This window comes from Pseudomonas sp. RP-B7, from assembly GCF_059803535.1.
On sequence record NZ_JAPFHC010000017.1, the window covers coordinates 51,021 to 64,086 of the forward strand.

The 13,066-nt window shown below is 61.4% G+C and carries 11 protein-coding genes; 5 read left to right on the forward strand and 6 right to left on the reverse strand.

The genetic code is table 11. From position 1 onward, the window contains the following. Window positions 1–37: 37 nt before the first annotated feature. Complete coding sequence (locus OPU96_RS16865; RefSeq protein WP_498559386.1) at window positions 38–1,195, reverse strand: phospholipase; 1,158 nt, start codon at window positions 1,193–1,195, stop codon at window positions 38–40. Between the two features lie 235 nt (window positions 1,196–1,430). On the opposite strand from OPU96_RS16865, the gene kdgD reads away from it, so the two are divergent. The 5 genes from kdgD (at window position 1,431) to OPU96_RS16890 (ending at window position 8,022) form a co-directional block, all read left to right on the forward strand. After that, the gene (gene kdgD / locus OPU96_RS16870; protein WP_192297694.1) at window positions 1,431–2,342 is read left to right on the forward strand and encodes a 5-dehydro-4-deoxyglucarate dehydratase; all 912 of its coding nucleotides are present in this window, start codon (window positions 1,431–1,433) and stop codon (window positions 2,340–2,342) included. Window positions 2,343–2,396: 54 nt separating this feature from the next. Then, window positions 2,397–3,842: an aldehyde dehydrogenase family protein gene (locus OPU96_RS16875; protein ID WP_192297693.1), complete on the forward strand. Its 1,446-nt coding sequence runs from the start codon at window positions 2,397–2,399 to the stop codon at window positions 3,840–3,842. A gap of 183 nt (window positions 3,843–4,025) precedes the next feature. Beyond that, complete coding sequence (locus tag OPU96_RS16880) at window positions 4,026–5,390, forward strand: MFS transporter (RefSeq protein WP_498559387.1); 1,365 nt, start codon at window positions 4,026–4,028, stop codon at window positions 5,388–5,390. An 11-nt stretch (window positions 5,391–5,401) separates the two neighbouring features. Then, a complete protein-coding gene (gene garD, locus OPU96_RS16885) occupies window positions 5,402–6,955 on the forward strand; it encodes a galactarate dehydratase (protein WP_498559388.1) in 1,554 nt (517 codons plus the stop codon). Window positions 6,956–7,080: 125 nt separating this feature from the next. After that, window positions 7,081–8,022, forward strand: coding sequence for an AEC family transporter (locus OPU96_RS16890; protein ID WP_192297690.1), 942 nt, complete (start codon window positions 7,081–7,083; stop codon window positions 8,020–8,022). Between the two features lie 110 nt (window positions 8,023–8,132). Here the strand turns inward: OPU96_RS16890 and OPU96_RS16895 are convergent, their stop codons facing one another. From OPU96_RS16895 to gatA, 5 genes are all read right to left on the reverse strand, one after another. Then, on the reverse strand, window positions 8,133–8,516 hold the full coding sequence (locus OPU96_RS16895; RefSeq protein ID WP_124527480.1) for a carboxymuconolactone decarboxylase family protein: 384 nt from the start codon (window positions 8,514–8,516) through the stop codon (window positions 8,133–8,135). Beyond that, a complete protein-coding gene (locus tag OPU96_RS16900) occupies window positions 8,513–9,592 on the reverse strand; it encodes a calcium/sodium antiporter (RefSeq protein WP_192297836.1) in 1,080 nt (359 codons plus the stop codon). The genes OPU96_RS16895 and OPU96_RS16900 overlap by 4 nt, the downstream gene beginning before the upstream one ends. 24 nt (window positions 9,593–9,616) lie before the next feature. Then, window positions 9,617–9,988, reverse strand: a complete 372-nt coding sequence (locus OPU96_RS16905) for a septal ring lytic transglycosylase RlpA family protein (RefSeq protein ID WP_192297689.1) — start codon at window positions 9,986–9,988, stop codon at window positions 9,617–9,619. Between the two features lie 160 nt (window positions 9,989–10,148). Then, the gene (gatB, locus tag OPU96_RS16910) at window positions 10,149–11,594 is read right to left on the reverse strand and encodes an Asp-tRNA(Asn)/Glu-tRNA(Gln) amidotransferase subunit GatB (protein ID WP_226456475.1); all 1,446 of its coding nucleotides are present in this window, start codon (window positions 11,592–11,594) and stop codon (window positions 10,149–10,151) included. A 10-nt stretch (window positions 11,595–11,604) separates the two neighbouring features. Beyond that, window positions 11,605–13,056 (reverse strand): Asp-tRNA(Asn)/Glu-tRNA(Gln) amidotransferase subunit GatA, encoded by a 1,452-nt coding sequence (gene gatA, locus OPU96_RS16915; RefSeq protein ID WP_192297687.1) that lies wholly within the window; start codon window positions 13,054–13,056, stop codon window positions 11,605–11,607. Between the last annotated feature and the right edge of the window lie 10 nt (window positions 13,057–13,066).

Here is a 13,066-nt window from a genome sequence, read left to right on the forward strand (position 1 = left end):
ACATTTTGATCTCCAGTGTCTCGGATGGCGTGTTTACTTAACTGGCCGGTTGGTTGGGCTTGTAGTCCTTGAGCAACAGATACGTACTCCACCCCCACCAATCATCCGTCCAGTGCTTGTCGTTCAGGTCATTCACGTCCTTGCGGCGCAGCACCTTGTCACCCTCCATCTTGAACAGTGGCGAAAAGTTGTTCGCCGGGTTCTGTACGGCGTTCAAGTCGGGCACATACAGCGGCGCCTTGAAATTGGCCGGGGAGGGCGCCACGCCGCTGGTAAACGTTTCGAAGACTTCATCGGCTGAGGCCTGCACCGCACGTTTGACTTGCGTCCGATTGTCCGCATCGATGGCGTCGAAGTAGCGTTTGTCCCCATACGCGTGCCATTGATCCCCCAGCGCATTGCGCACCTTGAGCCCGAACTTGCTGTCTTCGTCGTGCATAAAGCGGCTGATCAGCGAACCCAGCTCACCCGGCGTGACCACGGCGGCCAGCTGTTTGCGTGGAACGCGCAAGTGCCCGGCGGAAAACAGGTCGGTCAAAAAGTGATCGGCAAAACTGTTCATGGCGTAGGCCAGTTCCAGTGCCTGGTCGGTGCCGGTCTGATGCGCCACCACCGCCTGCTGCAAGGCCGCCGTGTGCCCTGCCAGATACGCCGACAACGCCCACTCGCCGAAGTGGTCGGCATTGTCGGCCGCCAACTTCAAATAACGCCCCAATGGCACCAGGGCCGAAACCACGCTGCCGCCGCCGGTGATGCGGTTCCACTCTTCGGACAACGTATCACCGAGTGCGTCGTAGGCTTCATGGGCTTGCTTGCCGTCCCTGATCGCCTGGTTGACCGCATTGATCTCCTTTTGCATCACCGCGAGGATCTTGCCTGCTTCCTCTCGCGAGGCCGGCAACACCGCCAGCGAGTTGAACGCGGCCGTGAAGCGTTGCACGCGTTCGGCAGGGGAGGCGCCATCGCTGATGGGCTGGCCCGGGATGCCATAGAAATCACCGCCCAACGCAATCATCTGGCCGTAGGTCAGTGCCAGCCCGTTGGGCAGGTGCAACTGCACTTGTCGGGCTGGGATGGCCGCAGCGTCCTTGGCGAAACGCAACAGGGTATCGTCGCCGATGGCAGTGTGTTCGCCGCCTTCGAAGCGCAGGACAGGAGGGTTTTTTACGGGTGCTGCGAGTTCAAGACCTGACATGTTAGCTCCTTGCTATGTCGTAGGAATCTTCCTTAATAACTGTATGCATATACAGTTATCGCAAGCATAGAGGAATACTTTCCTACGTCAAGCGCAGATGCAGAACACCCACTCGTGGATCAACGTCGACGAATTGCAGTTGACGAATCTTTTTATAGTTGTACGATGACGTACGACATCATCAAAACCAACAACAACCTTTCGCCAGAAAGTCTTTGCCCAGGGTGTTCGAATAATGAATCCACAAGAACTGAAGTCCATCCTCTCCCACGGCCTGCTGTCTTTTCCCGTGACCGATTTCAACGCCCAGGGTGATTTCCACCAGGCGGGTTACATCAAACGTCTGGAGTGGCTGGCCCCTTACGGCGCCACGGCGCTTTTCGCTGCCGGCGGCACCGGTGAGTTTTTTTCCCTCGCCGCCAGCGAATATTCCCAAGTGGTGAAGACCGCGGTTGATACCTGCGCCACCAGCGTGCCGATTCTTGCCGGTGTCGGTGGTTCGACCCGCCAGGCCATCGAGTACGCCCAGGAAGCCGAACGCCTCGGCGCCAAAGGCCTGTTGCTGCTGCCGCACTACCTCACCGAAGCCAGCCAGGACGGGGTTGCCGCCCACGTTGAAGCCGTGTGCAAATCGGTAAAAATCGGCGTGGTGGTGTACAACCGCAACGTCTGCCGCCTGACCGCACCACTGCTGGAACGCCTGGCCGAACGCTGCCCGAACCTGATCGGCTACAAAGACGGCCTGGGCGACATTGAGTTGATGGTCTCGATCCGCCGTCGCCTCGGTGATCGTTTCAGCTACCTCGGCGGCTTGCCGACTGCAGAGGTTTACGCCGCTGCCTACAAGGCCCTGGGCGTGCCGGTGTACTCCTCGGCGGTGTTCAACTTCATCCCGAAAACCGCTATGGACTTCTACCACGCGATTGCCAAGGACGATCACGCCACGGTCTCCAAGATCATCGACGACTTCTTCCTGCCTTACCTGGACATCCGTAACCGCAAGGCCGGGTATGCCGTGAGCATCGTCAAGGCTGGCGCCAGAATCGCCGGCTACGACGCGGGCCCGGTGCGCACCCCGCTGACCGACCTGTTGCCTGAAGAATATGAAGCCCTGGCCGCGCTGATCGACAAGCAAGGCGCGCAATAACTTATCTACAAGGCCGCTGAGAGATCAGCGGCCTTTTGCGTCAGGAGAAGATTCGTGTCCCAAGCCCAGCGTTTTGAAAACTACATCAACGGCCAATGGGTGGCCGGTGCCGACTATTGCGTCAACCTCAACCCGTCGGACTTGTCCGATGTGATTGGCGAATACGCCAAGGCCGATGTCAGCCAAGTCAACGCCGCCATCGATGCGGCACGCGCCGCCTTTCCGGCGTGGTCCACCTCGGGGATTCAGGCGCGCCACGATGCCCTGGATAAAGTCGGCAGTGAAATCCTCGCCCGCCGCGAAGAGCTCGGCACGCTGCTGGCCCGAGAAGAGGGCAAGACCCTGCCCGAAGCCATTGGCGAGGTGACCCGTGCCGGCAACATTTTCAAATTCTTCGCCGGTGAATGCCTGCGTTTGTCCGGTGACTACGTGCCGTCGGTGCGCCCGGGCGTCAATGTTGAAGTGACCCGCGAAGCCCTCGGCGTAGTCGGCCTGATCACCCCGTGGAACTTCCCGATCGCCATCCCTGCGTGGAAGATCGCCCCGGCCCTGGCCTACGGCAACTGCGTAGTGATCAAGCCCGCTGAATTGGTGCCGGGCTGTGCCTGGGCCCTGGCGGACATCATCTCCCGCGCCGGTTTCCCCGCCGGCGTGTTCAACCTGGTGATGGGCAGCGGCCGTGTGGTCGGCGACGTATTGGTCAACAGCCCGAAAGTCGATGGCATCAGCTTTACCGGCTCCGTGGGTGTCGGGCGCCAGATCGCGGTCAGTTGTGTGTCGCGCCAGGCCAAGGTGCAGTTGGAAATGGGCGGCAAGAATCCGCAGATCATTCTCGACGACGCCGACCTCAAGCAGGCCGTCGAGTTGGCGGTGCAAAGCGCGTTCTACTCCACCGGCCAACGCTGCACGGCCTCCAGTCGCCTGATCGTCACCGCCGGTATCCACGACCAATTCGTCGCGGCCATGGCTGAACGCATGAAGTCGATCAAAGTCGGCCACGCCCTCAAAAGCGGGACCGACATCGGCCCGGTGGTTTCCCAGGCCCAGTTGGACCAGGACTTGAAGTACATCGACATCGGCCAAAGCGAAGGCGCGCGGCTGGTCAGCGGTGGCGGCCTGGTGACGTGCGACACCGAGGGTTACTTCCTCGCGCCGACGCTGTTTGCCGACAGCGAAGCCGCGATGCGCATCAGCCGTGAAGAGATTTTCGGCCCGGTGGCCAACGTGGTGCGCGTAGCCGATTACGAGGCGGCGCTGGCCATGGCCAACGACACCGAGTTCGGCCTGTCGGCGGGTATCGCCACCACCTCGCTCAAGTACGCCAACCACTTCAAGCGTCATTCCCAGGCCGGGATGGTGATGGTCAACCTGCCGACTGCCGGTGTGGACTATCACGTTCCATTCGGTGGCCGTAAGGGCTCATCCTATGGTTCGCGTGAGCAAGGTCGCTATGCGCAAGAGTTCTACACCGTCGTAAAAACCAGCTACATCGGTTCGTAACACGCACTACCTGTTGGCACCGGTTCCTGTGGGAGCTGGCTTGCCTGCGATAGCATCACCGGTGTGTGCCTGACACACCGAGGTGCCTGTATCGCGGGCAAGCCCGGCTCCCACATAAAAGCGGTCCTCAGAGACAACCAGACCATTACCCGCAAAAAAAATAATTAGTGGGAGTACTTCTACATGCAAGCGACCAAGCCGACCCACGTCCGCTATTTGATATTGCTCATGCTTTTTCTGGTGACCACGATCAACTACGCCGACCGGGCCACCATCGCTATCGCGGGCTCCAGCCTGCAAAAAGACCTCGGCATCGACGCGGTCACCCTCGGTTACATCTTCTCTGCATTCGGTTGGGCCTACGTGGCCGGGCAAATTCCTGGCGGCTGGCTGCTGGACCGGTTTGGCTCGAAAAAAGTCTATGCCCTGAGCATCTTCACCTGGTCACTGTTCACTGTGCTGCAAGGCTATGTGGGTGAGTTCGGTGTCTCCACCGCCGTGGTCGCGCTGTTTATGCTGCGCTTTATGGTGGGCCTGGCCGAAGCGCCGTCGTTCCCCGGAAATGCCCGTATTGTGGCGGCGTGGTTTCCTACGGCGGAGCGCGGCACGGCCTCGGCGATTTTCAACTCGGCGCAGTACTTCGCTACGGTGTTGTTCGCGCCGTTGATGGGCTGGATCGTCTACAGCTTCGGTTGGCAGCACGTGTTTATCGTGATGGGGGTGATTGGCATCCTGTTCTCGCTGATCTGGCTGAAAGTTATCCACAGCCCGCGCCAGCATCCGCTGATCAACGAAGCCGAGTTCAATCACATCGCCGCCAATGGTGCGATGGTCGATATGGACCAGGACAAGGGCAAAGGTAAGAAAACCGACGGGCCGAAGTGGGATTACATTCGTCAGTTGCTGACCAATCGCATGATGCTCGGTGTGTACCTGGGCCAGTACTGCATCAACGGCATCACGTATTTCTTCCTGACCTGGTTCCCGGTGTACCTGGTGCAGGACCGTGGCATGACTATCCTCAAGGCCGGTTTCATCGCCTCGTTGCCGGCGATCTGCGGGTTTATCGGTGGTGTGCTGGGTGGGGTGATTTCCGACTACCTGCTGCGCAAGGGCCATTCCCTGACCTTCGCCCGCAAGGCGCCGATCATTGGTGGCCTGCTGATCTCCAGCAGCATCGTGGCGTGCAACTACGTGGATATTGAATGGGTGGTGGTGGGCTTCATGGCGTTGGCCTTCTTTGGCAAAGGCGTTGGCGCACTGGGTTGGGCGGTGGTGTCCGACACCTCGCCGAAACAGATCGCCGGCCTTAGTGGCGGCTTGTTCAACACCTTCGGTAACCTCGCGTCGATCACCACGCCGATTGTCATCGGCTACATCATCAGCACCACTGGGTCGTTCAAATGGGCCCTGGTGTTTGTCGGCGCCAACGCGCTGGTGGCGGTGTTCAGTTACCTGGTCATCGTCGGCCCGATCAAGCGCGTAGTGCTCAAGGAGCCGCCGAGCAAGGGCCCTGAGCTGACCAATCTTTCCCAAGCGCATTCCTGAGGGGCGATGTAATGCAGTTGATTGAACATGCCGACTCGCCGCGCTCCATCCGTTTGCACGAGCGCGACAACGTGGTGATCGTGGTCAATGACCAGGGCGTACCGGCCGGGACCGAGTTCCCGGACGGCCTGGTGACCGTGGATTTCATCCCCCAGAGCCACAAGGTGACCCTGGAAGATATTCCCGAGGGCGGTCAGATTATTCGCTACGGCCAGACCATCGGTTACGCCTTGGCGCCGATTCCCCGTGGCAGTTGGGTCCAGGAAGATCAACTGCGCATGCCCACCGCGCCACCGTTGGACAGCCTGCCACTGGCCACCGAGGTGCCTGAAACTCAGGCACCGTTGGAGGGTTTCACCTTCGAAGGGTATCGCAACGCCGACGGCACCGTCGGTACGCGCAATATCCTCGGTATCACCACCACGGTGCAGTGCGTTACCGGGGTGCTGGACCATGCGGTCAAGCGCATCAAGGACGAGTTGCTGCCCAAGTACCCCCATGTCGATGACGTGGTGGCGCTGACCCACAGTTACGGGTGTGGCGTGGCCATTACCGCGACGGATGCCTACATCCCGATCCGCACCTTGCGTAACCTGGCCCGCAACCCGAACCTGGGGGGCGAAGCCCTGGTGATCAGCCTGGGCTGTGAGAAATTGCAGGCCGGGCAGGTGATGCACGACAACGACAGCTCGGTCGATTTGAGCGAGCCGTGGTTGTATCGGCTCCAGGATTCCAGCCATGGCTTTACCGAGATGATCGAGCAGATCATGGCCCTGGCTGAGACGCGCTTGAAGAAACTCGATCAACGCCGCCGCGAAACCGTGCCAGCCTCGGAACTGATCCTGGGCATGCAGTGCGGGGGCAGCGATGCGTTTTCCGGGATCACCGCCAACCCGGCGCTGGGTTATGCCTCGGATTTGTTGCTGCGGGCCGGGGCGACGGTGATGTTTTCCGAAGTGACTGAAGTCCGCGATGCCATCTACCTGCTGACTTCGCGCGCCGAGAGCAAGGAAGTCGCCGAGGAACTGGTCCGGGAAATGGACTGGTACGACCGCTACCTGGCCAAGGGCGAGGCCGATCGCAGTGCCAATACCACGCCGGGCAACAAGAAGGGCGGGTTGTCGAATATTGTCGAAAAGTCCCTGGGTTCGATCGTCAAATCCGGCAGTAGCGCGATCAGTGGCGTGCTGGGTCCGGGCGAGCGCTTCAAGGGCAAGGGCCTGATTTTTTGCGCGACGCCGGCCAGTGACTTTGTTTGCGGCACCTTGCAGTTGGCGGCGGGGATGAACCTGCATGTGTTCACCACAGGGCGTGGCACGCCTTACGGGCTGGCGATGGCGCCGGTGGTGAAGGTGTCGACGCGTACGGAGTTGGCGCAGCGCTGGCCGGACCTGATCGATATCGACGCTGGGCGTATTGCAACTGGGCGGGCGAGCATCGAGGAACTGGGTTGGGAGTTGTTTCACTTCTATCTGGACGTGGCCAGCGGCAAGAAGCAAACGTGGGCTGAGCATCACAAGCTGCATAACGACATCACCTTGTTCAACCCAGCACCCATTACCTGAGACCGCCGCGGACCTTGTGGGAGCAGGCAAGCCAGCTCCCACATATGATCAGCGTTGCCGGGACGAAGTGGGCTGCATGGCTTATCATTAGCCACCTAACGACGCTCACCAAGGTTCTCCCCGGCATGCTGGCAATTTTCCTCACCACCCTGTCCATCACCGCGCCGGTGTTTGCCATGCTGTTTCTCGGTGTGCTGCTCAAGCGCATCGACTGGATCAACGACAACTTTATCCACACGGCGTCGTCCCTGGTGTTCAACGTCACCATGCCGGCGCTGCTGTTTCTTGGCATCCTGCATGCCGACCTGCACTCGGCACTCAAGCCGGGTTTGCTGATCTATTTTGCCGTCGCCACGCTGCTCAGCTTTGCCCTGGCCTGGGGCTGGGCGCTGTTTCGCTGCCCGCGTGAAGACCGCGGCATCTATACCCAGGGCGCCTTTCGCGGCAACAACGGGGTGATTGGCCTGGCGTTGGCGGCCAGCATGTACGGCGATTACGGTATCTCCCTCGGCGCGATCCTCGCCGCGCTGGTGATCCTGTTCTACAACACGCTGTCGACCATTGTGCTGGCGGTGTACAGCCCGGTGATCAAGTCCGACCCATGGAGCATCTGCAAGAGTGTGGTGGCCAACCCGTTGATCATCAGCGTGATCGTGGCCACGCCGTTCGCGGTGTTCCAGATTGGCCTGCCGGGTTGGTTGGAGTCTTCCGGCCGCTATCTGGCAGACATGACCTTGCCGCTGGCGCTGATCTGCATCGGTGGCACCCTGTCGCTGGCGGCGCTGCGTAAAAGCGGGAGCATGGCCTTGAGTGCGAGCCTGGTGAAGATGATCGGGTTGCCGCTGGTGGCCACGCTGGGCGCCTGGCTGTTGGGTTTCCGGGGTCCGGAGTTGGGGATTCTGTTCCTGTATTTCGGCGCGCCGACGGCCGCGGCCAGTTTTGTGATGGCCAGGGCAGCGGAGGGCAATCACGAGCTGGCGGCGGCGATTATCGTGATCACCACGCTGATGGCGGCGGTGACCACGAATATCGGGATTTTCGTGTTGCAGGCGGGTGGGTGGATCTGAATTTTGTGGGGGCCATTCGCGAGCAAGCCCGCTCCCACATCCGGCCGCGTTCTCAGGTTGAAGCTTGGCCAACTGGGGGAGCGGGCTTGCCCGCGAATGCTAGCTAGCCGTCACTGCTGATCGGCCTGATACGCCTCAATCACTTCCTGCGCCGCCCTGAACGCATCGATCGCCGCCGGTACACCCGCATACACCGCGCAATGCAGCAGTGCCTCGCGAATCTCTTCCACCGTACAGCCATTGTTCAACGCACCCCGTACGTGCCCCTTGAGTTCCTGCGGGCACTTGAGCGCGGTGAGGGCGGCGAGAGTGATCAGGCTGCGGGTCTTCAGCGGCAAGCCTTCGCGATTCCACACACCGCCCCATGCATGTTCATTGACGAAATCCTGCAACGGTTGTGTGAATTCGGTGGCGTTGCCCAAGGCGCGGTCGACGAACACGTCGCCCATGACCTGGCGACGCATTTCAACCCCGGACTTCTTCTGATCGGTCATTGCGATTCCCTCTTGTGTTGACGGCGCCAGGCTCGCAGCGTGCTGAACAACAGGAATGCCACCAGCACTGGCAGGACGTAATACAGCATCAGGTGTTCAAGCTTGGTGGCCAGCGGCATGCCAGTGGTGAACGACATCACATGCAGCCCATACGCCAGGTACAGGCCCAGCAGCACCAGGCCTTCGGCGCGGGTTACGCGGTAGCCGCTGTAGAACACCGGCAGGCACAGCGCCGCGGCGGCGAGCATCACCGGCAGGTCGAAATCCAAGGCATTGGGCGATACCGACAGCGGCGTGGGCGCCACCAGGGCGGTGAACCCCAGCACACCCAGCAGGTTGAACAGGTTGCTGCCGATCACGTTGCCCACGGCGATTTCCCGCTGGCCGCGCAGGGCGGCGATCAGCGAGGTCGCCAGGCACGGCAGGGAGGTGCCGACGCCGATCAGCGTCAGGCCGATTATGCGCTCCGACAAGCCCAGGTCCGCCGCTACATCCACCGCCCCAGCGAGCAGCAGGTGGCCGGCAAGCAGCAGGATCAGCAGCCCACCGACTATCAACAGCACGCTGCTCAGCCAGGGCGCGCGGGCCACGGTGTCCAGGGTGCGTGGGCGGCGAGAGTGGCGGGTCTGGTAGTGCAGCACGCCGAGGTAGGCGATCAGCGCGCTCAGCAACAACAGGCCATCGGCCGGTGTGAGTGCTTCATTGGCCGCCAGCGTGAACACCAGCAGCGCGGCGAGAATCATCACCGGGATGTCCAGGCGTACCAGCTGGCGCGAGACCCGCAGCGGGATGATCAGCGCCGACAGGCCCAGGGTGACGAGGATATTGAAGATGCTGCTGCCGATCACGCTGCCCACCGCGATGTCGGTGTTGCCTGCCAGGGTGGCTTGCAGGCTGACGCTCATCTGCGGTGCGCTGCTGCCGAAGGCGACGATCGTCAGGCCGATGATCAGTGGCCGCACCTTGAGGCTGGCAGCCAGGCGCACCGCCGCGCGCACCAGGATTTCGGCGCCGGTGATCAGCAGCAGCAGGCCGCCGACTAGTTCGAGCAGGCTCCAGGGGGAGAGGGCTGTCAGTAATCCGAAAATGGCCAGGGCTCCTCAGTTGCCAAGGGCTTGTACCCGCACGCGTGCGGTCCCGCTGCTGATCATGCCCAACTGCTCGGCGGCCTTGCGTGAAAGATCGATCAAGCGCCCACGGGTATGCGGGCCGCGATCATTGATACGCACCACCACGGATTTGTCGTTGTTCAAGTTGGTGACCTTGACCTGGGTGCCGAACGGCAGTTGCCGGTGGGCGGCGGTCAGGGCGTTCTGGTTGAAGGGTTCACCGCTGGCGGTCTTTTTGCCGTGGTGCTTGGCGCCGTAATAGGAGGCGGTGCCGGTTTCGTCGTAGCCGTTGGGGTTGATGACGCCGCTGGCGCAGCCGGCCAACAGCGAGAACAGGGCCAGAAGGGCAAATAGACGCTGCATTTTCAAGGATACCCCCTTATCAAATGTGGGAGCGGGCTTGCTCGCGAAGGCGGTGTGTCAGCCAAGTATTCCTTCACTGATCAACCACCTTCGCGAGCAAGCCCGCTCCCACAAAGGGTCCGAGTTGAGCATGGGATCTCGCTCGGACCATTCGTCGCTATCAGCCTTCGAGCTTGCTTTTGAGCAATTCGTTCACCTGTTGCGGGTTGGCCTTGCCTTTGGAGGCTTTCATTGCCTGGCCCACAAAGAAGCCGAACATCTTGCCGCGCTTGGCTTCGTCTGCCGCACGGTACTGTTCGACCTGCTCGGCGTTGGCCGCGAGCATTTCGTCCAGCACGGCCGAGATCGCGCCGCTGTCGGTGACTTGCTTGAGGCCGCGGTTCTCGATGATCTCGTCGGCGCTGCCTTCACCGCTGGCCATGGCTTCGAACACGGTCTTGGCGATCTTGCCGGAGATGGTGTTGTCCTTGATGCGCAGCAGCATGCCGCCCAACTGCTCGGCAGTGACCGGGGCTTCGTCGATTTCCAGGCCCTGCTTGTTCAACAGGCTGCCCAGCTCGACCATCACCCAGTTGGCCGCCAGCTTGGCGTCACCGGCAATGCTCACGACTTTTTCGAAGTAGTTGGCTTGCTCACGGCTGGAGGCCAGCACGCTGGCATCGTAGACCGACAGGCCGAACTGCGCCTGGAAGCGCTCGCGTTTCTGCTGCGGCAATTCCGGCAGGGTGGCGCGTACGTCATTGAGGAACGCGTCCTCGATGACCACCGGCAACAGGTCCGGATCGGGGAAGTAACGGTAGTCGTTGGCTTCCTCCTTGCTGCGCATGGCGCGGGTTTCGTCTTTGTTCGGGTCGTACAGGCGGGTCTGCTGGATGACCTTGCCGCCGTCTTCGATCAGCTCGATCTGGCGACGCACTTCACTGTTGATCGCTTTCTCGATGAAGCGGAACGAGTTGACGTTCTTGATCTCGCAGCGGGTGCCGAACTCGACCTGGCCCTTTGGACGGATCGACACGTTGCAGTCGCAACGCAGCGAACCTTCTGCCATGTTGCCGTCGCAGATGCCCAGGTAGCGCACCAGTGCGTGGATGGTCTTGACGTAGGCCACGGCTTCCTTGGCGCTGCGCATGTCCGGTTCGGAAACGATCTCCAGCAGCGGCGTACCGGCACGGTTCAGGTCGATGCCGGTGGCGCCCGGGAATTCTTCGTGCAGGCTCTTGCCGGCATCTTCTTCCAGGTGTGCGCGGGTGACGCCGACGCGCTTGATGGTGCCGTCTTCCAGAGGGATGTCCAGGTGGCCCTTGCCGACAATCGGCAGTTCCATCTGGCTGATCTGGTAGCCCTTGGGCAGGTCCGGGTAGAAGTAGTTCTTGCGCGCGAACACGTTGTGCTGGCCGATCTCGGCGTCTATCGCCAGGCCGAACATCACCGCCATGCGCACCGCTTCCTGATTCAGCACCGGCAAGACACCGGGCATGCCCAGGTCGACCAGGCTGGCCTGGGTGTTGGGCTCGGAGCCGAACGTGGTGGCGCTACCGGAGAAAATCTTCGATTGGGTGGCGAGCTGGGTATGAATCTCCAGCCCGATCACGACTTCCCATTGCATAGTGTTCTCCTCAGAAGCCGGTAGGGGTGCGGGTGTGCCAGTCGGTGTGCAACTGGTACTGGTGCGCCACATTGAGCAGGCGGCCTTCCTGGAAATACGGGGCGAGCAATTGCACGCCCACCGGCAGGCCATCGACGAAACCGGCAGGCATGGACAAGCCCGGCAGGCCCGCGAGGTTGGCGGTGATGGTGTACAAGTCTTCGAGGTACGCAGCCACCGGGTCGCCATTTTTGGCGCCGAGCTTCCAGGCCGGGTTCGGCGTGGTGGGGCCGAGGATCACGTCGACTTCATTAAAGGCAGCCATGAAGTCGTTCTTCACCAGGCGACGGATCTTTTGCGCCTTGAGGTAGTACGCGTCGTAGTAGCCGGCCGACAGGGCGTAGGCACCGACCATGATGCGGCGTTGTACTTCGGCACCGAAGCCTTCGCCTCGGGAGCGTTTGTACAGGTCGGTCAGGTCTTTCGGGTTTTCGCAGCGATAGCCGAAGCGCACGCCGTCGAAACGCGACAGGTTGGAAGAGGCTTCAGCCGGGGCGATCACATAGTAGGCAGGGATCGCGTGCTGATTGTTCGGCAGGCTGATTTCCTTGATCACCGCGCCGAGCTTTTCCAGCTCCTTGACGCTGTTGTGCACCAGTTCGGCGATGCGTGGGTCGAGACCGGCGCTGAAGTACTCCTTCGGCACGCCGATGCGCAGGCCCTTGATCGACGTGTTGAGGCTGGCGCTGTAGTCCGGCACTGGCTCATCGATGCTGGTGGAGTCCTGTTGATCGAACCCGGCCATGCCTTGTAACAAAATTGCGCAGTCTTCGGCAGTGCGTGCCAACGGGCCGCCCTGATCAAGGCTGGAGGCGTAGGCGATCATGCCCCAGCGGGAAACGCGACCGTAGGTCGGCTTCAGGCCGGTGAGGTTGGTGAACGCCGCTGGCTGGCGGATCGAACCGCCGGTGTCGGTGGCGGTGGCCGCCGGCAGGAAGCGCGCGGCAACGGCTGCAGCCGAACCGCCGGACGAGCCGCCGGGCACGTGCTCCAGGTTCCACGGGTTTTTCACCGCGCCGTAGTAGCTCGATTCGTTGGCCGAACCCATGGCGAATTCATCCATGTTGGTCTTGCCCAGGGTCACGGCCCCGGCGGCAGCCAGCTTGGACACCACGGTGGCGTCATAGGGCGCTTTGAAGTTGTCGAGCATCTTCGAGCCGCAGCTGGTGCGAATACCCTGGGTGCAGAACAAGTCCTTGTGGGCGATTGGAGCGCCCAGCAGTGCGCCATTCTCACCGTTGGCGCGACGTGCGTCGGCGGCCTTGGCCTGGCTCAGGGCCAGCTCTTCGGTGAGGCTGATGAAGCTGTTGACCTGCGGGTCCAGTGCGGCGATACGCGCCAGCAGGGTCCTGGTCAGCTCTTCGGAAGAAAACTTTTTGTCGGCGAGACCGCGGGCGATCTCGGCCAGAGTCATGTGATGCATGAAAGGCTCT

What these genes read in the sequence shown, in the direction of transcription:
- kdgD (WP_192297694.1), top strand. Translation starts at nt 1,431, where the DNA reads ATGAATCCACAAGAACTGAAGTCCATCCTCTCCCACGGCCTGCTGTCT.
- OPU96_RS16905 (WP_192297689.1), bottom strand. Translation starts at nt 9,988, where the DNA reads ATGCAGCGTCTATTTGCCCTTCTGGCCCTGTTCTCGCTGTTGGCCGGC.
- garD (WP_498559388.1), top strand. Translation starts at nt 5,402, where the DNA reads ATGCAGTTGATTGAACATGCCGACTCGCCGCGCTCCATCCGTTTGCAC.
- OPU96_RS16890 (WP_192297690.1), top strand. Translation starts at nt 7,081, where the DNA reads ATGCTGGCAATTTTCCTCACCACCCTGTCCATCACCGCGCCGGTGTTT.
- gatA (WP_192297687.1), bottom strand. Translation starts at nt 13,056, where the DNA reads ATGCATCACATGACTCTGGCCGAGATCGCCCGCGGTCTCGCCGACAAA.
- OPU96_RS16880 (WP_498559387.1), top strand. Translation starts at nt 4,026, where the DNA reads ATGCAAGCGACCAAGCCGACCCACGTCCGCTATTTGATATTGCTCATG.
- OPU96_RS16895 (WP_124527480.1), bottom strand. Translation starts at nt 8,516, where the DNA reads ATGACCGATCAGAAGAAGTCCGGGGTTGAAATGCGTCGCCAGGTCATG.
- OPU96_RS16865 (WP_498559386.1), bottom strand. Translation starts at nt 1,195, where the DNA reads ATGTCAGGTCTTGAACTCGCAGCACCCGTAAAAAACCCTCCTGTCCTG.
- gatB (WP_226456475.1), bottom strand. Translation starts at nt 11,594, where the DNA reads ATGCAATGGGAAGTCGTGATCGGGCTGGAGATTCATACCCAGCTCGCC.